At 46.7% G+C, this 25949-nt stretch carries 27 protein-coding genes; 7 read left to right on the forward strand and 20 right to left on the reverse strand.

Annotated features, from left to right (window positions below; genetic code table 11):
• Positions 1–463: 463 nt before the first annotated feature.
• From argS to ACTRWE_RS11645, 3 genes are all read right to left on the reverse strand, one after another.
• Positions 464–2206 carry an arginine--tRNA ligase gene (gene argS / locus ACTRWE_RS11635; protein ID WP_462880045.1) on the reverse strand — a complete coding sequence of 581 codons (1743 nt, stop codon included), beginning with the start codon at positions 2204–2206 and terminating at the stop codon, positions 464–466.
• Positions 2207–2268: 62 nt separating this feature from the next.
• Positions 2269–3858, reverse strand: a complete 1590-nt coding sequence (gene prfC, locus ACTRWE_RS11640) for a peptide chain release factor 3 (protein WP_462880046.1) — start codon at positions 3856–3858, stop codon at positions 2269–2271.
• Between the two features lie 256 nt (positions 3859–4114).
• Positions 4115–4762: a LexA family protein gene (locus tag ACTRWE_RS11645; protein ID WP_462880047.1), complete on the reverse strand. Its 648-nt coding sequence runs from the start codon at positions 4760–4762 to the stop codon at positions 4115–4117.
• Positions 4763–4879: 117 nt separating this feature from the next.
• On the opposite strand from ACTRWE_RS11645, the gene ACTRWE_RS11650 reads away from it, so the two are divergent.
• The 7 genes from ACTRWE_RS11650 to eexR are packed head-to-tail and all read left to right on the forward strand — an operon-like array spanning position 4880 to position 8552.
• On the forward strand, positions 4880–5131 hold the full coding sequence (locus ACTRWE_RS11650; RefSeq protein ID WP_032482345.1) for a helix-turn-helix domain-containing protein: 252 nt from the start codon (positions 4880–4882) through the stop codon (positions 5129–5131).
• 55 nt (positions 5132–5186) lie between these two features.
• Entirely contained in the window at positions 5187–6056 is an 870-nt protein-coding gene (locus ACTRWE_RS11655; protein ID WP_064663599.1) for a hypothetical protein, read from the forward strand.
• The gene (locus tag ACTRWE_RS11660) at positions 6043–6705 is read left to right on the forward strand and encodes a DUF6475 domain-containing protein (RefSeq protein ID WP_055648505.1); all 663 of its coding nucleotides are present in this window, start codon (positions 6043–6045) and stop codon (positions 6703–6705) included. The genes ACTRWE_RS11655 and ACTRWE_RS11660 overlap by 14 nt, the downstream gene beginning before the upstream one ends.
• On the forward strand, positions 6692–7240 hold the full coding sequence (locus tag ACTRWE_RS11665) for a lytic transglycosylase domain-containing protein (RefSeq protein WP_025610846.1): 549 nt from the start codon (positions 6692–6694) through the stop codon (positions 7238–7240). The genes ACTRWE_RS11660 and ACTRWE_RS11665 overlap by 14 nt, the downstream gene beginning before the upstream one ends.
• Entirely contained in the window at positions 7237–7536 is a 300-nt protein-coding gene (locus ACTRWE_RS11670) for a flagellar transcriptional regulator FlhD (RefSeq protein ID WP_000210563.1), read from the forward strand. Before ACTRWE_RS11665 ends, ACTRWE_RS11670 begins: the two co-directional genes overlap by 4 nt.
• A complete protein-coding gene (locus ACTRWE_RS11675; RefSeq protein ID WP_000566755.1) occupies positions 7533–8066 on the forward strand; it encodes a FlhC family transcriptional regulator in 534 nt (177 codons plus the stop codon). Before ACTRWE_RS11670 ends, ACTRWE_RS11675 begins: the two co-directional genes overlap by 4 nt.
• 54 nt (positions 8067–8120) lie before the next feature.
• Complete coding sequence (eexR, locus tag ACTRWE_RS11680) at positions 8121–8552, forward strand: entry exclusion protein EexR (protein WP_462880050.1); 432 nt, start codon at positions 8121–8123, stop codon at positions 8550–8552.
• A 32-nt stretch (positions 8553–8584) separates the two neighbouring features.
• Here the strand turns inward: eexR and ACTRWE_RS11685 are convergent, their stop codons facing one another.
• The 17 genes from ACTRWE_RS11685 to ACTRWE_RS11765 all read right to left on the reverse strand — a co-directional run bounded on the left by ACTRWE_RS11685 (position 8585) and on the right by ACTRWE_RS11765 (position 25636).
• Positions 8585–12154 (reverse strand): conjugal transfer protein TraG N-terminal domain-containing protein, encoded by a 3570-nt coding sequence (locus ACTRWE_RS11685; RefSeq protein ID WP_462880051.1) that lies wholly within the window; start codon positions 12152–12154, stop codon positions 8585–8587.
• Between the two features lie 3 nt (positions 12155–12157).
• Positions 12158–13546, reverse strand: a complete 1389-nt coding sequence (locus tag ACTRWE_RS11690) for a conjugal transfer protein TraH (RefSeq protein WP_024023020.1) — start codon at positions 13544–13546, stop codon at positions 12158–12160.
• 2 nt (positions 13547–13548) lie between these two features.
• Entirely contained in the window at positions 13549–14493 is a 945-nt protein-coding gene (locus ACTRWE_RS11695; protein ID WP_024023021.1) for a thioredoxin family protein, read from the reverse strand.
• 92 nt (positions 14494–14585) lie between these two features.
• Positions 14586–15290, reverse strand: a complete 705-nt coding sequence (locus tag ACTRWE_RS11700) for a hypothetical protein (protein ID WP_462880052.1) — start codon at positions 15288–15290, stop codon at positions 14586–14588.
• 89 nt (positions 15291–15379) lie between these two features.
• On the reverse strand, positions 15380–16447 hold the full coding sequence (locus tag ACTRWE_RS11705) for a DUF7146 domain-containing protein (RefSeq protein ID WP_462880053.1): 1068 nt from the start codon (positions 16445–16447) through the stop codon (positions 15380–15382).
• Positions 16448–16537: 90 nt separating this feature from the next.
• Complete coding sequence (locus tag ACTRWE_RS11710; protein WP_462880054.1) at positions 16538–16879, reverse strand: plasmid-related protein; 342 nt, start codon at positions 16877–16879, stop codon at positions 16538–16540.
• The gene (gene radC / locus ACTRWE_RS11715) at positions 16879–17376 is read right to left on the reverse strand and encodes a RadC family protein (protein WP_000791199.1); all 498 of its coding nucleotides are present in this window, start codon (positions 17374–17376) and stop codon (positions 16879–16881) included. The genes ACTRWE_RS11710 and radC overlap by 1 nt, the downstream gene beginning before the upstream one ends.
• 83 nt (positions 17377–17459) lie before the next feature.
• The gene (locus ACTRWE_RS11720) at positions 17460–19115 is read right to left on the reverse strand and encodes a VWA domain-containing protein (protein ID WP_462880055.1); all 1656 of its coding nucleotides are present in this window, start codon (positions 19113–19115) and stop codon (positions 17460–17462) included.
• A 69-nt stretch (positions 19116–19184) separates the two neighbouring features.
• On the reverse strand, positions 19185–19625 hold the full coding sequence (locus tag ACTRWE_RS11725) for a hypothetical protein (RefSeq protein WP_462880056.1): 441 nt from the start codon (positions 19623–19625) through the stop codon (positions 19185–19187).
• A 61-nt stretch (positions 19626–19686) separates the two neighbouring features.
• On the reverse strand, positions 19687–20640 hold the full coding sequence (locus ACTRWE_RS11730; RefSeq protein WP_462880057.1) for a DUF3150 domain-containing protein: 954 nt from the start codon (positions 20638–20640) through the stop codon (positions 19687–19689).
• Positions 20641–20738: 98 nt separating this feature from the next.
• Positions 20739–21503 carry a hypothetical protein gene (locus ACTRWE_RS11735; RefSeq protein WP_462880073.1) on the reverse strand — a complete coding sequence of 255 codons (765 nt, stop codon included), beginning with the start codon at positions 21501–21503 and terminating at the stop codon, positions 20739–20741.
• Positions 21504–21505: 2 nt separating this feature from the next.
• The gene (locus ACTRWE_RS11740) at positions 21506–22465 is read right to left on the reverse strand and encodes an AAA family ATPase (RefSeq protein WP_007104990.1); all 960 of its coding nucleotides are present in this window, start codon (positions 22463–22465) and stop codon (positions 21506–21508) included.
• 209 nt (positions 22466–22674) lie between these two features.
• Positions 22675–23691, reverse strand: a complete 1017-nt coding sequence (locus ACTRWE_RS11745) for a YqaJ viral recombinase family nuclease (RefSeq protein WP_000862954.1) — start codon at positions 23689–23691, stop codon at positions 22675–22677.
• A gap of 60 nt (positions 23692–23751) precedes the next feature.
• Complete coding sequence (locus ACTRWE_RS11750) at positions 23752–23895, reverse strand: hypothetical protein (RefSeq protein ID WP_000167275.1); 144 nt, start codon at positions 23893–23895, stop codon at positions 23752–23754.
• Positions 23896–23976: 81 nt separating this feature from the next.
• Complete coding sequence (bet, locus tag ACTRWE_RS11755) at positions 23977–24795, reverse strand: phage recombination protein Bet (RefSeq protein WP_000414662.1); 819 nt, start codon at positions 24793–24795, stop codon at positions 23977–23979.
• A 79-nt stretch (positions 24796–24874) separates the two neighbouring features.
• Entirely contained in the window at positions 24875–25294 is a 420-nt protein-coding gene (locus tag ACTRWE_RS11760; RefSeq protein ID WP_007104994.1) for a single-stranded DNA-binding protein, read from the reverse strand.
• A gap of 15 nt (positions 25295–25309) precedes the next feature.
• Positions 25310–25636, reverse strand: a complete 327-nt coding sequence (locus tag ACTRWE_RS11765) for a plasmid-related protein (protein WP_335910251.1) — start codon at positions 25634–25636, stop codon at positions 25310–25312.
• Positions 25637–25949 lie beyond the last annotated feature (313 nt).

The following is a 25949-nucleotide window of genomic DNA, read 5'->3' on the forward strand; positions in this document are numbered from 1 at the left end:
ATCAGCTATCAGCTATCAGCTATCAGCTATCAGCTATCAGCTATCAGCTACAAAATTGGTGAACATACCGAACAGTGTCAATATAAATCTAACACCTAAACCTAAAATTATCTGTAAGTCTAGGAGTGCTAGCAAGGCGGTAAAACTATTTATGCATAGGAGCATACGGTTTGTATGTGACTTAGGCTAAATAGTTTTACCAACGCAGCTAAAGCGAACTACACGCAGCAGACGTTCACCTAAGTAGTTTAGTCTAAGATAAGGCGGACACTCGACTTATCCCTATGAGCATACGTAGTTGTATGTGATTAGGGTGAACTATTTAGTGCCAAGCTTCGCATCTGCAAGTGTAGAAGTGCTGACAAGGCGAAGTGCTTTTTTATGCCAAGGAGCATACGTTTTTGTATGTGACTTAGGCTCAAAAAGCACGACAACGCAGTCAAAGCGAACTACACGCAGCAGATTACATTTGCTCCATGACTTCGATGCCTAACAGATCTAAACCCGTTTTTAACGTATCTGCCACTAAATTACACAACACTAAACGGCTATCACGAACACTTGGCTCTACGCCCTCTTTAAGTACTGGGCAAGCTTCGTAGAATGTCATGTATAGGCTAGCTAGTTCGTATAAGTAACCACATAATACGTGCGGTGTGGCTTCATTGATCATCAGATCAAGGACTTCTTCTAACTGCAATAATTTAAGCGCGAGGGTTTTCTCTTGCGGCTCAATAATGCTCACATCAGCCTTTAAGCTTCCAGCATCAACACCTGACTTACGGAAAATACTGCGAACACGCGTATACGCATATTGTAAGTAAGGGGCTGTTGCGCCTTCAAAACTTAACATGCTGTCCCAGTTGAAGATGTAATCGCTGGTACGATGCTTAGAAAGGTCTGCGTATTTAACCGCGCCAATACCCACTTTACGGGCAATTTCACTACGGTCTTCGTCAGATAAATCTGATTCACGCTCAGCGAGTTTAGCTGCTGCGCGAGTAATTGACTCTTCAAGTAAATCAGCTAATTTTACCGTACCGCCTGTACGGGTTTTAAATGGTTTGCCATCAGCACCCATCATGGTGCCAAATGGGCAAAACTCGTAACTGGTTTCATCACGTAACAAACCGGCTTTACGCGCAGTAAGCTCTACTTGATTAAAGTGAAGGCTCTGGCGCGCATCAACAAATATCAAAATACGCTCAGCGCCTAGTTTGTTTGAACGGTAATCACACGCGGCTAAATCTGTGGTTGCATATAAGAAGCCGCCACCCGATTTTTGTACGATAAAAGCTGAAGGCTCACCGTCTTTATTTGCCAGCTCATCTAAAAATACCACCTGTGCGCCTTGCGACTCTACTGCAATATTTTTATCTTTTAATAGGCTAATAATATCGTTAAGTTCACTGTTATAAGCACTCTCAGCCATAATGTCGGCAGGCGTAAGGGTTACGTTTAAACGCTTATATACTTCCTCAGAGTGCTTCACTGAAGTGGCAATAAATAGTTTCCACAGTTTTTCACAGTGTGCGTCGCCACTTTGCAGTTTAACTACGTAGTTACGTGCTTTATCGGCAAAACCTTCTTCGTCATCAAAACGCTTTTTAGCATCGCGGTAAAAAGTTTCTAAGTCAGCAAGCGCAACAGTATCTAAGTCAACACCTTGATTAATTTGATCTTCTAAATGCGCAATCAACATACCAAACTGTGTGCCCCAATCACCCATGTGATTTTGACGAACAACGGTATCGCCTCTAAATTCAAGCGCACGTACTACCGCATCACCAATAATAGTTGAGCGTAAATGACCTACGTGCATTTCTTTTGCAAGGTTCGGCGATGAGTAATCAACCACTACTTTTTGTGGTTTGGCGTGCTCATTTACGGCAAGTTTTGCGTGGTTATTAGCGGCTTGTACGCTTTGTGCTAAAAACTCTGGCTTTAAGTGAATATTAATAAAACCAGGGCCAGCAATTTCCGTTTTTTCGGCAATGTCGCTTACATCTAACTGATCAATAATTTTTTGCGCCAATTCACGCGGATTACTTTTCATTTTTTTAGCTGCGCCCATCGCGCCATTAATTTGGTAATCACCAAACTGTGGACGTGTGCTTTGCGTAACCGCTGGGTTAGTATCTTCTGGCAGGCCTGCAGCGGTCATAGCGGCAATGGCTTTTTCTACTAAAATAGTACGAATATTCATTATATTATTTACCTTTATAAGCCCGCCAAAGCAGGCTTTGTGTTAATTCTAGTGGCTAAGTGTTAGTTTTCACGCGTGTGGTTAAATGTCACTTCAGGGTAACGCTCAGTCGACAAGTTAAGATTTACACGACTCGGTGCGATATAAGTTAAATTATCGCCACCATCGAGTGCTAAGTTGCTTTCGCACTTACGCTTAAACTCTTCAAACTTTTTAACATCATCACAGCTAACCCAGCGGGCTGTATTTACATTAACGCTTTCGTAAATTGCATCAACGTTATATTCAGCTTTTAAACGCGCTACAACCACGTCAAACTGCAACACACCTACCGCACCTACAATTAAGTCATTATTAATTAATGGTCTGAATACTTGTACTGCGCCCTCTTCTGAAAGCTGTACCAATCCTTTTAATAACTGTTTTTGTTTTAATGGATCGCGCAGACGAATACGGCGGAACAATTCAGGGGCGAAGTTTGGAATACCGCTAAACTTAATTTTTTCGCCTTGGGTAAAGGTATCACCAATTTGAATCGTACCGTGGTTATGTAAACCAATAATATCACCAGCGTAAGCATCAGCCGCACGCTCACGATCGCCCGCCATAAAGGTTACCGCATCAGAAATACTGACTTGTTTACCGATACGCACATGATTCATTTTCATGCCTTGGCTATATTTACCCGACACAATACGCATAAAGGCAATACGGTCACGGTGTTTTGGATCCATGTTGGCCTGAATTTTAAATACAAACCCAGTGAAGTTTTCTTCTGTGGCTACAACTTGGCGGTCTTCTGTCTCACGTGGTAATGGGGTTGGCGCCCACTGAGTTAACCCATCTAAAACATGATCTACACCAAAGTTACCAAGTGCGGTACCAAAATACACAGGCGATAACTCACCCGCTAAGAATAGCTCTAAATCAAATTCGTGTGATGCACCAATAACTAGCTCTAGTTCATCACGTAACTGCGCTGCAAGTTCATCACCAATGGCTTGGTCAAGCTCAGGGTTATCGAGCCCTTTAATGCTGCGTACTTCTTGAATAGTGTGACCTTGACCTGTTTTATATAAAATGGTCTCTTCGTTATGGATATGGTAAACACCTTTAAACTCTTTACCACAGCCAATTGGCCAAGTAACAGGTGCACAGGCAATATTTAGCTCTGTTTCTACTTCGTCAAGTAGTTCCATTGGGTCGCGAATATCACGGTCACATTTATTCATAAAGGTAACAATAGGCGTGGTACGCAGGCGTGTTACTTCCATTAGCTTACGGGTACGTTCTTCTACACCTTTGGCGGCATCTATCACCATTAAACACGAATCTACCGCGGTTAATGTACGGTAAGTATCTTCAGAGAAGTCTTCGTGTCCTGGGGTATCAAGTAAATTAACTAACGCATTGTTATATGGAAATTGCATTACTGAGGTAGTCACAGAAATACCACGCTCTTTTTCCATTTCCATCCAATCAGACTTAGCATGCTGATTAGAGCCACGCCCTTTTACTGTTCCGGCTTTTTGAATTGCTTGTCCGAATAACAATACTTTTTCTGTGATAGTGGTTTTACCCGCATCCGGATGCGAGATGATAGCAAAGGTCCTTCGCTTATTGATTTCATTAAGAAAATCTTGGTTTGCCATGTATAAATTCTTTTAGTTTGTACACGGATTTGTACACACTTTTGGAAGTACTCTCTTTTCAGTTCTTCGCTTGTCAAATCCGTCGTGTTAATCGTAATTGGCCGCTATTTTCGCTGATCTTGACTTTATAAACAATCAATGGTTATCTAATCGGTTACCATTTACTCTCAGCGTGCGCCAATGCTCAGTTGTAGCTGTTTGCAATCGTTGCTTCTTCAGCTCATGAACAACTGTGGCTAAACCACAAATTCCTTCGCTACCAGAAATCGATGATAGCTTGTCGTACTACACCGATGATGGTGCAGTTGCCGTTGATCGGTATTGCAGGGTATTGCGGGTTCAAAGGTTTTAGGTACTTCTGTTCACCATCAATAACTAACTGCTTAAAGGTTGCTTCTTTCGAATCATCCAAACGCGCAACAACCAATGAACCTGAAGAGTAAGGTAACTCAGGATCAACAACGATCACTGCCCCCTCAGGTATGGATTTTTTTCCGCTTGGATTTTCCATACTGTCGCCTTTTACGCGAAGTGCGAAACAACCCTCATGTGCTTTCCCAGTGACTTCCCGCCACTCCTCAGCATCTTCATGGGCAAATCCTTCCGCTATTTTAGTCCAATCACCGGCCTGAACCCAGTTAATGAGAGGAATTCTTCCCTTAATATCAGGCCCGACTTCTACATTACCGACCCCCAAGCCAATCTCGCCATCACCTGTGGCGAGCCAATGAGCATTCACGCGAAGCGCCTCCGCGATCTGCATGGTGTAACGAGACCTAGCCGATTTACCAGAGCAAATCTGGCTGATCGACTGCTGTTTGATACCAATGCGGCGAGCCAACTCAGACTGAGTCACCCCAGTAAGCTGCAAGGCATGGTTTAGTCGTTCGGATAAAGTTTTCATAAGCCCGTATTCTACAAATAAAACTGTAGCCTTTCAACAATTTTAACTGTTGACTAATCTACAGTTTAAACTGTAACATCCAATCTTGTAACAGTTATTATTGTAACAGGAGACGGTATGGAAGTGTTCAACACAACACAAAAACATCTCCGCCGTGCCATTGACTTGGTCGGCGGGCAATCAGCATTAGCACGAGCCATCAACTCAAAACAGCAAAACGTCTGGTTTTGGTTGAATAAATCAGGGCGTGTTCCCGCTGAATTCGTTTTACCCATCGAACAAGCTACGCGAGGACAGGTAACCCGATCCCAGTTAAGACCGGACATCTATCCCGAATGCCCAAGCGAGCTGAAAGCCAGTAACCAGTAGGATTAAGGGCAAATAATGGTCAGCATTTTACGTAAACACAAAAGCGAGTTCCTCCATGCGTGATTATGGCAAGGTCTATACCCGCTTTTGGCTAAAGCAAAATGTTTTGTCCTGGAGTGACTCAGCGAAGTTGCTAGGACTGTATTTGCTTACATGCCCGCATTGTAATTTGCTTGGCTGCTTTCGACTGCCGATTGGTTACGTTGCTTCTGACTTGAACTGGGATGAGCAACAGGTTGCCAAGACGTTAAGTGAGTTAGAACAAGATCAGTTCCTCATTCGTTGCGAGGCATCTGGTTGGACTTTGATTCGAAGCTTTCTGAAGCACAACCCAATCGAAAACCCAAACCAAGGTAAGGCAGCCTTTCGGTTGCTTAAAGATGTACCTGCCGACTTCATTGGTATGGCATCGCTTTTGAAATCTCTTGCCGCTTTTCAAGCTCGGCTACCAGAAGAATTTTCATCATTGTTTATGCCTGATGGCAACCCGGTAAGGGACTCTCAACGGTCGGATGACTCTGAGAGAAGCAATAAACCAACAGTTAAAACTGTTGACCAGATACAGTTTGAAGACTTCTGGGATGTACAAATACGCAAAGAAAAAAAAGCGAAAGCCAAAGAAGAATGGCTACGCATGGGCCTCAATGAAGACCATGAACTCGCCTTGGAAGTGCTAACACGCTGGAAAGAGCAACGAGACAACCGATTACAGTATCAAGATCGGACTAAGACCCCTATGCCACATAACTGGCTTTTAAACCGGCAATGGGAAGACGAGTACGTTCGCATTGATGAAGTACAGCAATCATCGACGAGCCTAAAGGGCAGCAATCACCAATTGAATATTGAAGAAAGCAATCGCCGCATTGCTGAAAGCTGGGCCGGACCAGGTATTCGGGAGGTTCGTTCAAGTGCAGGAGGTTGATAAACGCGAGTTTGCTGAAGTTTGGGGAGCTGCTTGGGCCATGTATGGCAAAAGCGTATCACCACAATTGCTATCCATCGCATTTGAAGCCCTTCGTGCTTATAGCATTGAAGAAGTGCGAATCGGTCTGACTCGGCATATTCAATCACCGGATACTGGGCAATTTTTTCCAAAGCCCGCTGACGTCATCAAGCATATCGATGGCAACTCAGGTTCAAGAGCCATGATTGCTTGGAACAAAGTTGACAAGGCTGTTCGTCAGGTTGGCGCTTGGACATCCGTGATGTTTGACGATGCGCTTATCCACCGCGTGATTTCAGATATGGGTGGATGGGTTGAACTCTGCAAGGTTGATGACAGGGAATACCCCTTTAAGCAAAAAGAGTTTTTAACACGCTACCAGGCTTACTTGCTACGGGACGAAGTGGGTGAATACCCAAGGCTATTACAGGGTATTGCAGACCATCAGAACCAGCAAAAAGGATTTGATATGCAAGCGCCTGTTGCCGTAGGCGACTGGTCAAAAGCGGCACAAGTTTATACGAGAGGCATCGCCGACTTTAGCGCAGTGCCATTAAAAAGAATAAGCCCGAAAGCCATTCAGGCGCTTCTCGGAAATCAATTAGAGGACAAAAATGAAAACGATTAAAGCAAAAACCATTGCCCTAGTGATAGCCATGTCCGCAAGCACTTCAGTCTATGCGTTTCCGGGCTATCAGTGGGAAAAAGCAGCACAAAGTGTTGGTATTGATCCAGTCATGCTCTACGCCGTTGCCTTGGCTGAGTCGGCCTCACATCGAGGTCTTAACATGACCAGTCCATGGCCATACGCAATTCGCAATGGTTCAAATGCAACCTACGCCAAATCTAAGACAGAAGCGGAGCAACTGTTAAACCAAGCACTGCAAGAGAGTGAAAAATACCAGCTCGATATTGGCCTAATGCAAATCAATTTGCATTGGCATGGGCATCGGGTGAGCTCAGCGGCGGAACTGCTAGACCCCATCACCAACCTTACCGTCGGCTCCAGTATTTTGGCCGAAGCAATCAAGTCTTCACCTAACGATTTAGAGCTTGGCATAGGCCGCTATCACAGTTGGAACGAAGAGCGTGCACGCTGGTATGGGCAAAGAGTGCTTTCTATTTATCGCAATATTTTACATGAACTGGAGGTCCGTCAATGACAACCAATCAACAAGACTTCTATCAATTAAACTTGGCGTACCTGCACGCAGCACGGGAATTGGCGCGCATTGATCCGCAAGAGGCTGTCTTGCGCTTTGGACTTACACGCGATGTGGTTGATGCTCTGATTAATGCTGGTGTTGACGACCTGCAACGAGTGGCGACCTCATCATTCATGCTGTTTCAACCAAGGGGTAACCAAAGCCAACTGATTGAGATGGTGAAGAGCAAAGGCACAGGTATCCCAAGAATCGCTTATTTATTATCAACCCTAAACAACAAGGGGGATGCATGATTGATAACCTGTCCAAAAGTGAGCTGTTTACCCGAGCCTCGCTGCTTATTAAATACGGATTTCGAACAACCATTATCGCGCTCGATACAGGTTTGCCAATCCACATTATCAGAAGGCTCCACAAAGAAGTGACTGGCAAGTCACCTTGTCCTGGTCAATTGCCAGAATCTGATGCCATCGTCAAAAGCAGAAGAGCATTAGTTGAAGGCTCCCTGCTTATGGCGCTTTATGTCAATATTGGTGGTGATAATGTCTACAAGCAATTAAATATCGATGCTTTGATGAAGGCTTACGATGCGTATTTGGTTGCAAGAAAAGAAGCAGATCTTCCAGCTGAGATCCCCTGGAAAAAACTGACCATCAATGAAGGTTGGGTTCTAGCTCGTGATTTAAGATCACAGCTAGCATCCTTACACCGGTGTCGATGCGGCAGTCTGTATTTGACGGTATCTCAACAGCGCATTCAGCTTAAATGTCCTGTGTGCGAGATTATGGCCGAGCAAACCACTAGAGCACTTTTTGAGAACTAAAATGCTGATGCATGATTTGATTGTGCACCGCCCGTGCACTTTGAGAGTACTAAGATGATAAAATTACTTAAATCTTTACCAGCACGCTGCTGGTTTATATCACTGGGGCTTTTTCTGGCGACTTTGGCTGCGGCTCATTTCTTTCCATCAGAAATATTAACGGCATCTGCCAAGTTAGCGGCTTTGCCATTTCTGATTTGCACCATCGTTTTTTTCAGCTACTTGGGATTCAAAGCAACTGCTAGTCCTATCGGCCTTATAACCATCACCACTATGTTTTTAGCAATCGCATATTGGCAAGCGAGTTGGGCAATTTTATGTGTCGGTTTAGCTTTCTTAGGCTTAAGCGGACTAATCCATTTATTTCAAAGACAACTGAAAGATACCGGTCGAGAACTAAGCCTGAGCGAAAAAAAATATTGGTACTGGGTAAACGAATTTGCAGACGGTCGCTCATCAATCCTCCCCAAAAGGCCAAAAAAATAGCCAGCCCATCACAAGCTGGCTACCTTCTGTTTTTAGTTCCTTCCTGAAGCCTGATTATAGGCTCTAATATCGATCAAGTTGTTCTGAGCATAATCTCCAGCAAGGGATGCATTTGAGATCACTGCAATCTGCTTATCCACAAATGCTTTATCTTCTTCGGACACACTGTAAGGGATGTAAGCGCCACTCTCATCCTTTTGACGATACTCATTTAGCATTTGCTCCCTTAGGCCAAGCATTTCAGGCGACCAACTCGATGAGTCTTCAGAGTTGAATACGCGCCCCGCCAAACCTTCATTGAAAGCTTGAGCGAACACTTGACTTTGAATCGGGGTCAATCCCATTCTCTGCCCTTCGCTGTATGCCTCCTGTTTAAAATCATCGGCATACTGTTCTAAGAACTCACCATATCGATTGTTAACTGCCGCACCGAATGCCCCAGCCAACATGGCTTCAGACTTAGTACCCCAGTTTACTTCGGAGGCATACTGCAAACTCGATCCACTGTATGCATCATTAAACGCCGTCAATGGGTTTTCCAAAGAGGTTCCGGCGTCAACGGCTGCTTTTAAGCCATCCCAGGTTGATTTACTGGCCACCGTTGCATTGTGCAAGAAACCTCGTGAGCCAGGATCTTCAAGCGCTTGTTCTTTGTAACTCTCATAGTCTTCGCCAAAGTGATTCAAGGTATGCAGTGCTGCATCAGTATGCTTGCCACTGAAATCACCAATAGCACTGGCGCTGTTGAAGAACATTTCAGCACCAGAAACTCCGCTATCATCAGCCATAATGCGTGCTCGCCACTGAGACCCAGCTTCACTGTTTAGTCCAGATTGATAGGTACTTGTGTCAGAAACTACGGCCTGTTGGGCTTGTTGTTGATGCGCATTTAGTTGTCCATCTACACTGGACAGATTGGCTTGGTAAGCTGATTGAGCTGAGTTGAACTGCGTTTGAACTGTTGCAGCATCCTCATAGCCTCCCAGAACACCCGATTCCACTTGGCTTTGAGTGCCTCCAAAAGTAGGTGCTGTTGATGACAAGCCTTCATTAGAGCGCGGTTGAATAGATCGTAAATCGGCTCCGGTAGCCATGGCCATAACAGTCATTGCTGCTTGATAATCATTGTCCCGTTCAGCGGGCGTTGAAGAATTGCTATAGGTTAAAGACTCCATAGCTGCGGCCACATACGCCTGATTATCATCAGGTAACAAACGCTGATACATTGGAAGGTTTTCACGTAATCGGTTACCGGCTTCAACATGCTGGTTCATATAGCGACCTAAATAATCCATGACTTCAGGATTATCCGCCGCTAATCGGGTTAACGTCGCACCATCAGTATTTCTTTGTCCTGATAGACTGTAGCTGGCCTGATCAAGCTCACTAAAGCGGTTTGATGCCGTGACAACGTCTTGTGCTGAACTCTGAAGAGACTGATAGTCTTGGTTAGACAAGGACATCTCAACGCCAGAACGTCTTGAATCTGAAAGGTCCTTAACCATTGCATCGCGATACTCAGCACGTCGTGAATCACTTGATGCCAAGCTTTGCATCTCCCCAGTGAGCGTATTTGCGGTCGTAGATCGAGAACTGCCTTCTGATGACTCAACTTGGCCACTAAAGTTACCACCTAAATCCAAGCCTGCTCGTAACCGTGATATTTTTGGTACACGAGATGCGTCTGGCTTATCGACTCCTGGCAAGTTGCCCTGTGGGGAGTCATTCCCCCCTGTACCAAGTAATCTTCCCAAGAACCCTTTATCTGCTACTTCTTTATCATCGGTATTTGTAATGGTTCCATCGCCACCGACCCTTAAGCCTCCCGATAACACGCCAGATACCAAGCCACGTACAGCATCTTTTTTATCGTCTCCAAAACCATACCGAGTTTGCAGGTCATCAGTAACCTGATTAACAACGGCGCTAGATGCGGAGTTAGATGAGCCGATCTGACGTCCAACCGAAGACAGGTTGTCGTAACTTAGCTTTTCACCAAAAGTTCGACTCATAGTATTCCCAACCTGACGACTAAAGGCTTGGGTTGCCTGAGTCATGGATTCTTTTGCAGAGCCGACCATTGAACCCACTGCGTTTCCTACAGAGAAACTGCTTAGTAGGTTTGACGCTCCGGTCATAGCAGAACCCGTAAGGGCTGAATTCTGGAACATTGACTGTGATTGCATTACCGGGGCATTTTTCGCGACATCTGGACTTGCCATCTTTTCATCAATGGCATCACCGTTTTGAAGACGTCCAGCCAAGTGGGTTGCAGTTATTGCTGAGCCATACACGAGCATGAGCGAAATTGCCGGAACACTCGACGCCAACATGCCGCCAGTAGCTATCCAGGTTTGCAGCACTGAATCCATCTGCATCATCCCAGCAAAAGATGGCACTTCTGTACCTGCAAAGGCATCAAGAGCCGACATTTTCCCGGCAACGGTTAAATGAATATACAGGTTAATGATAGCCATGACAGGCATCCAAAGTTGAATCCAAAGCAGGATTAACAAGTACTTCCCAGCCATTCGCATCCCGATTTGGCCAAGGGCTATCACAAAGGCCATCAAAGGGGTGATGGCGTAAATGAAACCCTCAAAAAACGTCATCATCGGACGAACGATACTTTGGAAAAGAGTCTGCTCCGCCGCCCATTGTGTATTGCGCTGTTCAATCGCTTGATTAACCATAACGGCGGCAGTGAAAGCTTGATCATCCATATACTTGCCCGTCACGCTTTGCTCATAAATAGGCAAAAGCACCGACGCGGTCATGTACTCTTGGGTGTTAACCGAAGCCAAACCAAGGTTATTCAGTGCATTTCGGATCACGTCATCAGTGTCCGTGGCTGACGAAGTCCCCAATGAGGCTGACAGAACCTGTTTAAGCCTTGGAATGAAGGTTGATTCTGTCATGAGTTTCAGTTGGCTGTAGGCATCAGTGCAGTCCAGATCTCTACTGCTACCACTGAGCATGATGCGCGTGCCATAAATGCGCGAATCAAACCTAATCGCAGTCATCGGGTTAGGATCACTCAGCACCTGATCGAGGTTCTTTTGGCCGATGTCGATGCCAATCAAGGTGCATTCTTTGATGTAGTTAAACCACGATTGCTCGATATCTGAGCCACCGACACGATTTGCATCACCCAACCCCGAGCGATCCATCACCTGTTTTCTCACTTTAATCAGTGACTGTAAACTGGATGCAAAGCCGTATTCCGTCATGGCGGGAGTTGAGAACGCCGTTTCAAACAATCGCGTGATTTGAAAGCCGACAGTTGAAATCGTACTGCCTGCGGCAGCAACACCGATGGGCACATTATCAACCACTCGAACTTGTCCCGTGTACGCATCCTCAATGCTCACTCGGGTACTGGGTCCAAACATGGTTGCAAAGACTAACCATGAGACTAAAACGTGTTGAAAGTTAATGCCACGACCGCCTTGCATTAAGGCCTGAACAGAGACCATCAATACCCCAATGAGCAAGCCAATGCGAACCATTGAAGTAAAGTCGCCTGTACCAGTAATCATCGCGACAGCGTTCAAGACCTGCTCTAAAAATGCCGAATCCCCGATGGAATAGATCTCCCACATGACCTATTCCCCCAGTGCCGTAGATTTAACGGTGTAATAACGCTGTTTGCGAATGGTCTGAATCACCTGGTTAAAATGCGCCAGCAATTCTTGCTCTGAGCCGTATCTTCGCTGCAACGCAGCGTACTCCTCATTGATTTGGCGACGTGCACGTTCAAGGTCTTCCGTTAATAACTTCGCATAGGCATGATCTTCCACACCGGAGGTACTTCTAGCTGCATTGAGCATGTCTTCAACCAATGCTCGCGCCATCTCAACAGCAATAAATGGTGCCGTTCGTGAAGCAAACGACCTAGCGGCCCCTTCATTTAATGCAGAAAGTGTTCGAATCATGCCGCCAATGCTCGCAGGAGCCGATGTCATAAAAGCCTTTTCGGTGGTGCTAGCAGCTCCTGTATTTCGAGCAAACTTAAAAATAATGCCGTTACTGGAACCTGTACCAAGAAGTAAATTTTCTACTTGGGTTGATAACCCCGTCAGGGTCACGTTAGTGATTGTCGGATTCAGACAGCCGTCTTGTGTCACTGTGTCACATCGGTACATAGCGACGTTACCGCCGTGAATTAGATGCTCAATAGTCACTTTATTGCCATTCAGTCTGGTCAGTTTCGGGGCTTTACCTTGGCCATCAGCGGCATTAGCTAGATCACCAACAATGATCGAACCAGTCACCGACATAACTGCTTCAAGAAAACGGTCATCCCCCGATGCAAACCAGCTTGATGCCGAATGACGTTTCAGTGCTCGCCAAACCAAATTACCTTTAATCGTTCTGTTTACATCAGATGCCGCGACACTCGAAGCGTTCTCATATGGGTTCTTACCATTGGACTCACTCCAACTGGTAAAAATGTCCCCAGCCCCTTTAAGTGAGCTCAACATGCTGGCTTCTGTTTGCCCCTTTTTACCAAAAGCAGCCAGGGTATCGTTCACGACTCCCTGAGCCATTTGACAGGAATTACCAAAATACTCGTTCAACTGCTGGATTTTCTTTTGCAGTGTCTCCATGTGCTGAGAGCATTTCTCACACATAGCACTGAGCGCCAATTGGAATGCATACCCCTTGGCGTTTGCAGCAACAGAGCGAAGTAATTGAACAAACTGATCCGCGTTAACAAATGACAAACTTCCCGCGAACATATCAATGCCGCCACAACCGGCTTGGAATGACGGTGGCACCATAGAGACGAGGTTCTCGTTCATGATCCTGTTACGAACAACAACGCTTCCTCCAGATATAACGCCACGCCGCTGACTCTCGAATACACCAGGCGCAGTGGTGTTGGTCATTGAACCAAACAACTGGTTCATCTCCTGTTGCAAGCTTGCTTGGCTCATAGATGAAAAACCAATCGCACAGGCGATTAGCGATACTCGGATTACTTTTTTCATTGTTATAACCCTCCTTGTGCACGCAGATAGCGAACAAGGAACTCAGGGTCCTGTAATATCTTTTCGTTAAGCTCTTGGGCTGACATCGCGAGTGACACGCCGGGTTGAACAGGTCTGGTGGCATAGTAAGTTTGATCGTCAATCCAACCGGCTTGATGGGCTGCGAGAATGATTCGATTATTGAGCTCATCAAGGCTCATTGCGCCTTGTCCAATCGGAGTAATAACGTTAGGCGGGTCAACTAAGAACACGGCAGGGACAGTCGTAACGGACAAGGATTGTGCTTGTCCTGAATCGACTTTGTAATTGGGAAACTCTCCACCGGGTAAAGGCAAGCCATCGACAGCAATAGCAAACACCTCGAACCCATAGTTCAAGGCCATAGATTCGATGATAGGCGCTTGAGCATGGCAATAAGGGCAATCCGAACGATAGAAAAAGAACAAACCAGCCCGCTTCGCTACTTCACCTAAAGCTACATCACGTTGAGCGCCAGCTTCTCGATCCATCCGATTGGCAGCATAGGTCGCCAAGGGTCTGCGACTGATTTCATCCAAAACAGGATCGCCCATGACCACCTGCTGACTAACATCAGCAAACTGTGAGCCCTTATCCATCATGACGCGCTGGAGATACAGATAGGCTCTGACGTTCTCATTCGTCGGCTCATCAATTGCCTTGTCCATGAACGACTGCATGTGCTCACGAAACCAGGCAGCACTGAAAGGCTTTAGCCCGTCCTTAGTGGGCTCCACAACACCAGATTTCGGCTTCATTAGGTCTTCAGACTCGGCTGGCTCGGGAATGACCTGATACCAAAACCAACCTTCCTGACCACGCTGATAGAATTGCCCATCACTAGCATAGGCGGGCAAGATGAATAGAAAGAAAATAATGATTGGGATGGTCACCCATAGGATGAACCAAGGTAACAAAGGCGTTCTCATTGTCAGCTCCAGAAATTTCACAGAGCTAACATGCTAAAGATCCCCGTAAGAGCGATTGGCCAGATAGATGAAGGAATCGTGTGTGTTTCTGACTATCTATTAAACACTGTTACTAACGTAAGTGCTTTGGCTGATGGCACCATCACAAAGTGCATACCAGAGCTCCCATGACACCAAAACTCTGCCTGTACGAAATATTTTTTTGCTTTCTTTGAAGCTATACATTCTGGCAATAAAGATTTTGCCAATTCTGTGCTACACAATTTAGCGCACAAAGCCTTCCAAGGATGCTTAGGTACACCGCCTGAAAGCCGTTCCACAAACCTTTCCAGTGCATGACGAGTCACCACGACAGGCCCAATGTTCGGAACGTTGATGACCTCATCGATTTCTCTCACGGTAGCATTATCGACGCTGTATTCTTCGAAGGAATATGAGAGCCAATCTTCCCGTTTCTCTACCGATATCTGTGCTTCCTGGTATCGAGTGAGCAAAAACCTAGTCAGGCTGTAAAGTGAATGCTGAGTTGAGCGTTGTTTCTGTAACTTTTTGATAGCTCCTTTACTGACCCGGATTTGAAGCCCATTACCGCTTCGGTTACTCCCCATCACCTCTTTCACTGACAGTAGGTGATGAATAGCATAAAGCTCAGCTGCAATTGGCTTTTGCTGCTCAGGTAGCTTGTCGTATTGCTCACCTAAATCGACCTTTAGCTCACCACCTCTTCGAAGGCCGGTCTTCCAGTAAACCGTAAACTCACCATCAGTCTGCTTTGTTAACAGGGTTAATACCATCATGTTTGTTTCTCCTATTGGTTATCTATTTTTCATTCTCCATGTTTTTTTAAATATGCAAGGCGCAAAAAAAGGGGCCGAAGCCCCTTGGATCAGATATGAACTTTCGGAAAGCCCATGGCACCGTAAACATTCAGCACATCATTCCAATCCCAACTTTTCACGCCGAGTGACGTTGGTATCGGAGGGATCAGGACTTGTGTCAGAATGCCTTTTTTCCAGGCTTTTTTCTTGAGTTCATTCGCTGCATTCAGGCCGGTCTCAGAGAGATCGTGATCTGCCCAGATGTACAGCATTTTCACATTACTTGGTGGTTCAAACCTAGCCAGTAGCGTTGCATTCACAACCGACCAACATGTTTGCCCCGTTGCTCTGGTTACCGCTAGGGCCGTTTCTATACCTTCAGAAACACCTAGTACTTCACCAGGCTCACCTATCGGAATGGCACCACCAGTGATTGTTCTGTCACTTGGTATCGGCATCATCTTTTTAGGCTTTTCAACCGGCGCTTTGAATCCATCTTCACTTAGGTAGATCCGATGAAACGTGGCCGAACGCCCTTGCTGAGTAACGATTTTACCTAGCAGCGCTGGGTAGCTATCGATAAACAGACCATCTTCATCATGGTAAGGCAAGCTTGGATGAAACCTCAGCACCGAATCCCATTCAGGACGAAGCCGCGTCACAATGCCGCGACGATGCAAGTAGTACCAAACAGGTTGCGCACGAGTATCTGCAAGAGATAACGTTTCTCCCCACGTTTGATTCAAACGATGGATAATCGCTTTGTCCTCTTCCTGCTTTTTAGTCTTCCAGTCAACAGCGTTACTCGGTATTACCCGAGTTGGTACTTGTCCGGGTTGAATACCTAGAACTTGACCGATTGCTTCAATAGACTGAGCAAAGTTCCATCCATTAATCCAAGACAACAGTTCAAAACCATCATGAAAGATACCGCAGGTGTTACAAACGCCACCTCCGGTATATTCAGCATCTTTGAATAGCCTAAAACCATCACGACCGCCATGAACAGGGCAAGCCACATGACGGCCTTTTCGAGCAATAGCGGCATCAAGTTCTGGCACCAATGCCGCCAATACCTGAAGCCATTGGCCATTAAGATATGGCCTTACTGTGTCAATTTGTAAAGGTATCGCCATATAACCTCCTTAAGTAAAAAGCCGACTCCTACCACAGGTGGTAAAAGTCAGCTTGGGTCCTGCATTAGCCGTTCGGTTAATACAGGAACGTTAGTCAAGCTGGATACCATGTCGTCTTAATAGCCACATGATGGAATCACGAAGCACATCAGGATCGACAACCGCAGCCATTGCGCAAACACGAAAGCAAAATGGCGCTAATTCGTCATTTTGAATCCACGACAACACATCCTTGCGCAACCGAGTACTGACACGACCGTCCAGCAACACACGGATCGCATCCAATAGAATGCCTTCGCGTAACTGCCAGATTTCCGTGTCAGACCAAGTGACTGGGGCATCATCAAACTCAAATAGAAATTCGAGCTGTGATGACGTGTGTTGATGGGACTGCTTTTGTGATGAAGGAGAATGGGCAATGCGCCCATTCATTAAAGATAACCGCGTTCGGCAAGCGAAACGCAGCCCTCGGATGCGACCACGACATGGTCAAGCGTTCGAATATCAACAAGTGACAAGGCGTCACGGAGTCGATGAGTGATGCGTTTATCAGCTTCACTGGGTTCAGGATCACCCGATGGATGGTTATGAACCAGTATCACTGCTGCCGCATTAAGTTCTAGCGCTCGTTTTGTTACTTCCCTTGGATACACGCTCGCCGCATCTAAAGTGCCTTTGAATAGCTCTTCAAATCGAATAACGCGATGCTTTGTATCAAGAAACAGCACGCCAAAGACTTCGTGCTCATACTCGTGCATCAGTGTTTGCAGGTATGAGAACGCCGACGATGGCTGTTCAATTTTTCGACCTTTACTCAATCGACCACGGGCAAGCTTGAGCGCCATATCTAAGATATCCGCTTCAGTCACTTGCTCAGGAACGATATAAGTACCGGCTTCTTCGCCAGCTAAGAACTTTTTGTTTTTCATAGGAGTCTCCCAAAAAAAGCGGAGACGAACCCATGCCCAGACGGGGACGGAATCGTCCCCGCAGGGTGGTAAAATGGATGTGGTTACTGAATTAACAGTTGTTGTGTTACTTCGAATAACTCACGCTTTAGATCTTTGATGTCGTTAATCACGATGCTTTGTGGAAAGAATTTCTCAACACTGCGTGTTTGAATCCCTATTCCCAGCAGCTCAAAGCCACTTCGTCTGCACCGGTCAACAATGTCATGCGTGGCAGCCCAATCATCTGGGTCACCATCCGTTAGCACTATCATTAGCTTTCGCTTCTGTTTTTGTGCTAACAAACTGTTTGCCGCAAACCACATTGCTTGTGCCATAGGCGTACAACCTCGTGGTTTTTGGTCAAAACAGGCGGCCCGATGTCGAACCGATTGCTTGGGCAATAACGCGATAGAAACTTCCTGATGAATACCAGGAAAATAACTGACCGCAGGTACAACACCCGGTATGCCTTCCAGTGCCATGGCTAAAGCCAATGCGGCTTCATTGGCAACATGAAAGTACTTTCGATTACCCTCGCCAATGGGCTTACCCATTGAGCCCGATATATCGACAAGCAAGTGCACAGCAGCATTGGGCGCAATGCGAGGTTGCCTTTGAATAAACAATCTCGACTCACCTGCTTGTGAAGCGGCAAGACGATGGGTTGCAACTCGAAGACCTTGCCGTTTGGCATGATTCCGATTGTCCTGACTGGACTGAACCATGCCCCTAAGTCGGGCTCGGATTTGAGCCGACTCAGACGCCGATAAGGTCAAGATAGCCTCATCACCCAACATAGCTTGCTCTGCTTGGGGCAAACTGAGTGGTGTGACGCCCTGATGTCCTTCAGCTTGTTCCGACAACACTTCTGCCACTTGGGCAAAGGTATCGGGTTCAAACTGAGCGGCACTGGCCTCTAAGGCTTGTCGCAAATTGTCAGCTTGATCAGAGTTATCTGAATCCCCCGTTTCAGCGGCATCCCCCATTGCAGACGATGCTGCTTCTGGGGTTTGACTGTCACTACTGTTATTGCTGTCATTACTCGCATCTTGTCCAATGTCATTACCGCTATCAGCATCCGACTCATCCTGTGGTGGACGAGATTCTTCTTCCAACATGGCAACGATGGCATCGACAAGTTTCAGCACTTCACCTGTAGATGCCAGGCTAGGCACTGCTGTCAGCATGGCGCTTAACCGGCTCATCGCTGCGGCAGGAAAGAGTTGTCTCACTCTTTCATCAACCGCTTGGTACAATGGCGTCAGCGCTTTCTGGCCCAGAAAATGGCATCTCAAGCGAAACAACAACCAGGCTTGCAAGTTAGATGCAGGCTCAGGCTGTTCAGGTACACACATTTGCTGTGTGTCCACCATGTACTCAATCACTTGCGAAATACTGCGCCGGGTTCCGGGGTAATCCTTTGCCAATTCGTTTTCAATGCGCACATCCTCAATAATATTGAGAAGTGCCTTACGGATCGGCTTAGACGACGCCTTCTTCACCATGTCAAAATTAGTATGCCGAATATGCGCCGCTTCATGAGCCAGATAACCCCAAGCTATCTGTTGATAGTGTGGATCGTCTGGGTTTGCTGTTGGGATCACAATCCGCTCACCATCGGTAAACGCATCTTGTCCTTGAATAAGCACCTTCACACCAAACTTTTCGCCATAAGCGGCGGCAACGATTGGCAGTGCGTTTTTTAATGGATGATTCATGGGAGTCTCCTAATCATTAGGGGGAATACTCCCTCAGCGGGAGCGTTTCCCCGCTGGGAATGTAAGTGTTTAAACCTGTGCTTTTAGCTTATCCAGGTCGTATTTTTGACCTAACCAAGCCACCAATTGAGCTGGACTCTCGTGCTGCTCAAATGACGTTTTAAGCTGGTCTAAACTCAGGATGTCATCCAATGTCAGACCGTACTGGTCTTGTAACTGAGTAGACACCTCGTGTTGATATTGCAGCCAGGCCCGCTCATAAGCGGTTTGCTGCAATGCCATGTTTGGAACAAATACCATGGCCGTTACCCAAACTCCTTGTGCGTCCGCATCTGCGATCAAAACAGGGTTCTTGGGGATCACGACACTATGTGTTGAGTACGACCGTTGTACTAACGTTCGACAACACGCCACTTCTGGTATCGATTCACTTTCAACCGCATCAGTCACACCACGAAAATGTGGTTCAAACTGGTTCAGTTGGCTGGGGTTATGGATGGTTGATTGCATAATTTCCTCTTACATAGTTCAGAGGACATGCGCCCTTCGGGGCAACATGCCCTCAAGGACGTTAGAAATAAAATGAGTTTGGTACAGTCGAACCAAGGTTTGGTCTGACGGTTGGTTGTGGTATTGCACGTAAGTTATCTTCCTGAGCAGATACTGGCTGTGCGGGTTTAGGTTCAGGTTTGGGCATCAGTTGTCTGATATCCAATTGACCTTCACCGTGCATTCTCATCTTGTCTGGATCAGACAAAATTAAAATGGTCGCCATCAGTTCGTGATAGAGATTGTCTGTCACAGGGCCGGTCTTCGGCAGACGAACAAATAAATTGTCCATCGCTTCAACCATCGGCTGAACTCGATGATCCAGGAAGGACAAACCATCCAACTTGTCTCTTAATCGCTTGAGCGGATTAAGGGCTCGCTGACTGATTTGATTCTTGCCTGCAACGGAACGCTCAAACAGTTCATTGGCATCACGAGCCACCTCCCTAAAGAGGGTGTGTCCCATACCATTGACCTTGTCATCTAAGCCACCAGCTTGGTCAGCCGGTTGCATTCGATAGATGGCATAATCGAACTGAAGCCGTTGTTCCACGTCTTCGATGGGTGACAGCGCACGCCGGATTGCATCTGCAAATTCCGGGTGTTTTGCAACCCAGTCAAACGTCACCTGATCATAGTTGTCCAAGAACAACTGCTTGCACTGCGCAAACTCCTGACCGATCCGGTCAAGCTCTGGAACAATCTGATCAATTCGGTCTTCAGGGACGGCATAGCCACCTAAGAACCGCACACCGACTTGCTCACACAAACGCTGCGCTTCTTTCTTAAGCCTTTCAAAGTTCGCCAATGCCTCAGGGTCGCAAATTTTTTTACTCCCTAAGCTGGCAACATCCTTCGGTGGAAGTTGGCTGCCATTGGCTAGTCTGAAATCTTCAGGCCTTAGTTTTTTTCTACCGCTCCAGATGGAACAGTCGATGTGACAAATCAACAGTTTGTCGAGGGTTTGAATACTCATAGTGCATCCTCATGCGAGATGGGGACGCACCACTCCCAGCAGGAGCAATGGCCCCCGTTTGGGTGGTAGTAGTTGACGCGCTAATGGCAACATCACTATCAGAAATAGTAATTTTGCGAATCAGGCGACGATTGGTTGAGATCGATTTTCACAGGCATTAAGTCCAGTGCTTCAGCTATCGGGCGAACCCGCTCTAAATCACTGCCTAGCAACCGCAATACATCTTTTTCCAACTTCAGTTGGTCGGATACTTCTATCCCTTCAGGACTCGCTACTGTGAGTGAACACAGTGGTGGTAATTGACGCTTAAAGGTCAGTAACAGCAACAATGGCCACGGGCCATCATCAGTGTTAACAATGCCAGCGCCTTCACCTGACACCATGCTGATTTGATTGGTACTAGGTAATCCGCTTTTGCAAAACCCTAATGACCATGCTCCAATCCTGACTTGGTTATCATCAATAACAGCCAAGCCATAGGCTTCAAGCAGCTTTGCCATATCGAACAACGCTTTTTGCGCCAGCGAGATTTGGCCATTGACGTCCTTGCGAGTACGAAACTCCCAACTGACGTTATTGGCGCACGCGACGCTATCAAGCGCATTTGAGAGTTCAAATGGCCGCCCTTGATGATCAATGCCGACTTGTCCAACAAATCGATAACCCTTGTTGATTTTCTCATTGATTCTTCGGTCTGCTTCTGCGTTAGGATCAGTCGAGTCAATCAATCGCTGCTGCGACAATTGACCAGCTTTTCCAAACCGGACTTCAATCTCCTGGGTATCTGATCCAACGTAAATGGCCCATTCTTTGGCTGTCCCATCAGAATGACTGTAACGGTAAAGAGCAAAGCACTTTTCCATCATCAATCCTCCCAGTGGTCACCGAAGACATCAGCGGCAATACGGTGAATGGCTTCACGTTGCTCCAACTCAGCACGAGCCGTCAAAGACCGAACCAGTGCATACTCCACTGCGTTAGGAGCGCCTTTAAAAGCAAGTGTTAACTTTGCCCAGCGCACCAAGGTCCGAGTGGACATGGTGATACTAAGCTCTGCACCGCCATCCGCGCCCCCAATAAAAAGACGACGAATGTCACCAGCCACCTTCACCATTTTTTGGCGAAAGACCTCTGGTAAGCCCGGCGCAACGTTCTCCAGAATGGCTTCCTCTACAGAAGGCTCTGCATAGGTCGCTTCGATGATTCTAAAGCGATCAAGAAAAGCCAAATTCTGTTGAAGCACACCTTGATACAAGCCCGTCTGGTCACCGCTGCCCGCACTGTTGCCGGTTGCGATAAAACGAAACTTGTTATGTGGCATGATGATCTCACCGCCATTTTGTGCGATGACCAACGGGGCACCTTCCAAAATGTCATTGAGTCCAGCCAGTTCAGCAGGCTCAGCAAGATCCATTTCATTAATGATCAGCAAATGGCCATGCTTGACAGCCAGTGCCAGCGGTCCATACACAAAAGTCATGTTGCCATTAACCAGCGTGTGGTGACCGATAAGATCGGACAACTCCAATCGACCATGCGCAGTAATTTGCTGAACAGGCCAATTCAATCGAGAAGCTACTTGGCAAATTAGCGAGGTCTTACCGCATCCCGTGGGGCCTGTAATATACAAACCGTCACCGTCTGGGTTAGACAAGAACGCCAATACGTCACGTAAGTCTTCTTTTCTAAAAACATACTCGTCCTTGCGAACGGGAATGTTTGGATGGGTAGTGTCGGCACTAAATCCTTCCAGAACGAAAGCATCAGGAGCCGGGACATTAAACGCTTGATTCACTTGAACCAAAAATGGGGATTGTTCAGTCATGGTAAACCTCATCTGTTTTGACGAGGCCCCATGCCCCAACAGGGAATGAAGTCCCCGTCGGGTGGTGTGTTGATTGTGGTATGGCTGTGTATGTAAGAGTTCAGCTCGCTCTATCATTCGTACCCAGCATTGGCTACGAGTGAAACTGCTTTCTGATGCACTCAATGTAAGCGCATGAGAAAGGAGCCGAAATCGGCTCCAAGTGAACGTTAAAAATAAAATGAGCTCGGCGAGTCACCTGGCAGAACCAAGTTCTCTTGCTCAAGGCTGATTTTGATTGGTGTTTCAACGGGCTGCTCTGGCTTATTGGTGCTGATACGCAACCGCTCTTGTGGCGCTTTTCGGTAAGCAGCTAAAACCTGTTCGTCCAGCTCGCCTAATTTATCGGTGGCCAATTGCTTATAGTCCACCGTGCCCGCCATCATGTAGCGGCTGAGTTTGACCCCAGCATAGTCGGCATGAGCGTAGTTACCCATCATAGCGACCAATTTTGACTGAGCGTCTCGCATTTCCTCTTTCAAAGATTTAATGTGATTTTCCAGTCGGACAACTTCGGCATGTGCTGAGCAATACTGTCGAGACAACGATGTCCAGCGGTATTGAGCTTCACCCTTGGGAACAAAACAATCTTGTTCAGGGCATTTTGACGGTTCTTTTTTGGTCTGTACTAACTCCCAAAACTGAAGCGCTGTTTCTTGCAACTCAGTTAAGAACGCCGCGTCTCGTTGTATTTCAAACTCAATCAGTTGATCCTCAAAATAGAAAACCAACCAACCACGCGTGCTATTGGCGACCAGTATTTGATGCTGTACCTGCACCCAATACAACTGGTACGCCTCGCTTTGTTCTCGGTGAGCTTGCACATCCTCAAAAACTGACTGGCAAGGACATTTCAGTTCAACGGGTTCTCCCGCATCGTTGATGCCATCAAAGCTGGCTCGAAAGATTGCGTTATGATCGGCTTCTGCACATAACGGCAGAAGAAAGTCATTATGTGCATTCTCAAATGCTCGCCTTGCTTGAGGCTCCAACCGTATACCGCGAAGCACATTAGGATTATTAGACAGGTCTTCCGGTAATACGAATCCCGTTTTTTCTGCCCATAATCGCCAAGGTGTTTTGTAGGGTGAACGCCCCATAATAATTGGGGCTTCAGATGCCGTAACCCCTGCAATGCGCCACTGGTGCCATGCAGGAGTACGTTGTGATAGGTCGATAACCTTCATATTGCCTCCTTTGAGGGGAGACTCCCCCGAAGGAGAGAACTCCCCTTCAGGGTTAAGTGGTTACTTTGCTGCTTGTGCTAACGCTGTTTGGTGCTGAACAACACTTGCTTGAACCGAATCAATTGCCGCTTTACCGGCTTGAATCGAACCTACGACAAGGGCAACAACCAATACCAAGCGAAAAAGTGAGGCTGATTTAGTCATGGAAGATCTCCAAAAAAAGACGAGACCTTCCCCCTGACGGGAGAATAATCCCGCCAGGGTTCGTAAAATGAATGCGTGGCGCTAAGAAGCTAAAGGCTGTGTGAGCGCTTTGGCTGCTTGTTGCTGTGCATTAAATATTTCTTGTTTCGCAAACGTCAGCTCAACACCTTGAAAATGTTCATTGGCATATTCCAATGCACTATTCCAAGCGTTTGAAGCTTCCGCCCGCTCGATAAGCTTGTAAACAAGCCCTCGGGTTCGATCATCAACTTGCTCGGGTGGAATCACCGATGGCTCAACAACGTGTGTTGCTTGGCCTTCGATAATTCGCTCCGCTTCGTCTTGATCGAAAATTCCCACAAAGCCAAACGCAATGCGGGAACACTGGATCATAGATTTATGTCTTAGCATTCGCTTAGTGTGCGTCTGCCATGGACCATCTACACGGTAAGGGCCATTTTTGCCGTTACCTTCAAAAGGCGGTCGATAGACTTCATCCAGATACTCAGTGATTTTGACTGGGTGCGAACGGTCGCGCCGATAGATGATGCATTCCATCCATTCCGGGCATTCTTTCGCGCCATCCAGGGAGACTTTGTTTTCTGAAGTCTTAAACTCCATGCCATCAAACTGGTCGTGTTGATTGATGATGCGAGACCATCCATCGACACCTACCACTGGAATAATTCCAGCTTGTTTATCAGGGAACGCAAAAATCTCTTTGGTGAAAGGGTTCAAGCCGTACTGATCTGCAACCACCAAGAGCGCCATCATCTGCTCATTGGTCGGTGCACTACCGTCACGTTGCTTGAATGCTGTTGCTTTTAGGGTATCGAACAACTTGTTTGGATCGACACTAAAGCGCTCAGCAAAGCGTTGGATTAGCTTTGGCTTTTCCATTTTGGACTCCGACAATCAAAGTGGGAGTCTGCCCCTGACGGGAAAGTACTCCCGGCTGGGTTAAAGCGTTTTTGCTCGGTTAAAAATCTGGTTCAGGATAAGTTTGTGCCCAATTAGCTTGGGAGCCCGCATCATCCGCCGGTGATGGCTCAGATGCTTTGTTCACACTATCAAGAAGCAGAAACTCGTCCGCGTCCACTTCGGTCAATCGATGCTTAATGCCATCTTTCTCCCATGAGCGCGTGCGCTGAGGCCCTTGAACAAAAAGCTTCGCTCCTTTTTGGATCAAATCTTTTGCCCTTAGCCCTAACTTAAATCCACCACGATCTCGAAAAACGACCCGATGCCATTCCGTATGCTCTTTGAGCTCATTGGATTGACGGTCGCGCCATTTCTCAGAAGTGGCCAGTGAAATACTGGTCACTAAATCACCTGATGGATAGGCTCGTGTCTCTGGCTCAGCGCCAACGTAGCCTATGAGTGTTACTTGGTTTTTCATGATGTTCTCCTCGTCTTAATTGAACTCTGTGCACACAGTTGCTTCTACCCGGCTGGGCAAAGAAGACTGACGACGCAGATAGGTTGGTATTTCGAGTAAAGCCATGTCGTACTGATGTGGCTCTTTGTAAAACGCAGGTGTCAAACGGGGCATACCAGGAGCTTTAGGCACCGCCATTGGACGACGTTTTGGTGTTGGTGTGAGCAATCGCTTGATTTGAGTAAGTACAAATCGAAACGGGCGCAAGCATTGACCAGCAAGCAATCGCAAAAGCGACCAGCTCAGTTTTGCAAGCAACATAATGCCTGCGATTTGGATAATAAATCCGAAGATATATTCCATTGGTGACTCCTTATATTGGTTTTGAAGGAGTCACCCCCAACTGGGGAAAACTCCCCCAGTTGGGTGGTGAAAAGGCGAACCGCACGGAACGCATGCTTGAGCATGTAAAAACATGCAGGCTATTTGTTTAAGGAGGCTAGCTACCTCTTAGTACCGCTGAGAATACTCAGCGGCGGGCTTCCTTTGAGCTCATGCTCTCAGGCGCAGATATCACTGAAACAGATCAGCAATATTTGATAGTCAGTGTAACCGTCTTATCCAGACAGGATAGTTAGAAAGATGCTCAATTCTTCCACCTAGCTGAAAGGCCATT

The organism is Pseudoalteromonas sp. G5_S1_54_S4, from assembly GCF_054968565.1.

Coding starts and splice junctions, on each gene's coding strand:
- argS (WP_462880045.1), bottom strand. CDS start 2,206: ATGAATATTCGTACTATTTTAGTAGAAAAAGCCATTGCCGCTATGACC.
- prfC (WP_462880046.1), bottom strand. CDS start 3,858: ATGGCAAACCAAGATTTTCTTAATGAAATCAATAAGCGAAGGACCTTT.
- ACTRWE_RS11645 (WP_462880047.1), bottom strand. CDS start 4,762: ATGAAAACTTTATCCGAACGACTAAACCATGCCTTGCAGCTTACTGGG.
- ACTRWE_RS11650 (WP_032482345.1), top strand. CDS start 4,880: ATGGAAGTGTTCAACACAACACAAAAACATCTCCGCCGTGCCATTGAC.
- ACTRWE_RS11655 (WP_064663599.1), top strand. CDS start 5,187: ATGCGTGATTATGGCAAGGTCTATACCCGCTTTTGGCTAAAGCAAAAT.
- ACTRWE_RS11665 (WP_025610846.1), top strand. CDS start 6,692: ATGAAAACGATTAAAGCAAAAACCATTGCCCTAGTGATAGCCATGTCC.
- ACTRWE_RS11670 (WP_000210563.1), top strand. CDS start 7,237: ATGACAACCAATCAACAAGACTTCTATCAATTAAACTTGGCGTACCTG.
- ACTRWE_RS11675 (WP_000566755.1), top strand. CDS start 7,533: ATGATTGATAACCTGTCCAAAAGTGAGCTGTTTACCCGAGCCTCGCTG.
- eexR (WP_462880050.1), top strand. CDS start 8,121: ATGATAAAATTACTTAAATCTTTACCAGCACGCTGCTGGTTTATATCA.
- ACTRWE_RS11685 (WP_462880051.1), bottom strand. CDS start 12,154: ATGTGGGAGATCTATTCCATCGGGGATTCGGCATTTTTAGAGCAGGTC.
- ACTRWE_RS11690 (WP_024023020.1), bottom strand. CDS start 13,546: ATGAAAAAAGTAATCCGAGTATCGCTAATCGCCTGTGCGATTGGTTTT.
- ACTRWE_RS11695 (WP_024023021.1), bottom strand. CDS start 14,493: ATGAGAACGCCTTTGTTACCTTGGTTCATCCTATGGGTGACCATCCCA.
- ACTRWE_RS11700 (WP_462880052.1), bottom strand. CDS start 15,290: ATGATGGTATTAACCCTGTTAACAAAGCAGACTGATGGTGAGTTTACG.
- ACTRWE_RS11705 (WP_462880053.1), bottom strand. CDS start 16,447: ATGGCGATACCTTTACAAATTGACACAGTAAGGCCATATCTTAATGGC.
- ACTRWE_RS11710 (WP_462880054.1), bottom strand. CDS start 16,879: ATGAATGGGCGCATTGCCCATTCTCCTTCATCACAAAAGCAGTCCCAT.
- radC (WP_000791199.1), bottom strand. CDS start 17,376: ATGAAAAACAAAAAGTTCTTAGCTGGCGAAGAAGCCGGTACTTATATC.
- ACTRWE_RS11720 (WP_462880055.1), bottom strand. CDS start 19,115: ATGAATCATCCATTAAAAAACGCACTGCCAATCGTTGCCGCCGCTTAT.
- ACTRWE_RS11725 (WP_462880056.1), bottom strand. CDS start 19,625: ATGCAATCAACCATCCATAACCCCAGCCAACTGAACCAGTTTGAACCA.
- ACTRWE_RS11730 (WP_462880057.1), bottom strand. CDS start 20,640: ATGAGTATTCAAACCCTCGACAAACTGTTGATTTGTCACATCGACTGT.
- ACTRWE_RS11735 (WP_462880073.1), bottom strand. CDS start 21,503: ATGGAAAAGTGCTTTGCTCTTTACCGTTACAGTCATTCTGATGGGACA.
- ACTRWE_RS11740 (WP_007104990.1), bottom strand. CDS start 22,465: ATGACTGAACAATCCCCATTTTTGGTTCAAGTGAATCAAGCGTTTAAT.
- ACTRWE_RS11745 (WP_000862954.1), bottom strand. CDS start 23,691: ATGAAGGTTATCGACCTATCACAACGTACTCCTGCATGGCACCAGTGG.
- ACTRWE_RS11750 (WP_000167275.1), bottom strand. CDS start 23,895: ATGACTAAATCAGCCTCACTTTTTCGCTTGGTATTGGTTGTTGCCCTT.
- bet (WP_000414662.1), bottom strand. CDS start 24,795: ATGGAAAAGCCAAAGCTAATCCAACGCTTTGCTGAGCGCTTTAGTGTC.
- ACTRWE_RS11760 (WP_007104994.1), bottom strand. CDS start 25,294: ATGAAAAACCAAGTAACACTCATAGGCTACGTTGGCGCTGAGCCAGAG.
- ACTRWE_RS11765 (WP_335910251.1), bottom strand. CDS start 25,636: ATGGAATATATCTTCGGATTTATTATCCAAATCGCAGGCATTATGTTG.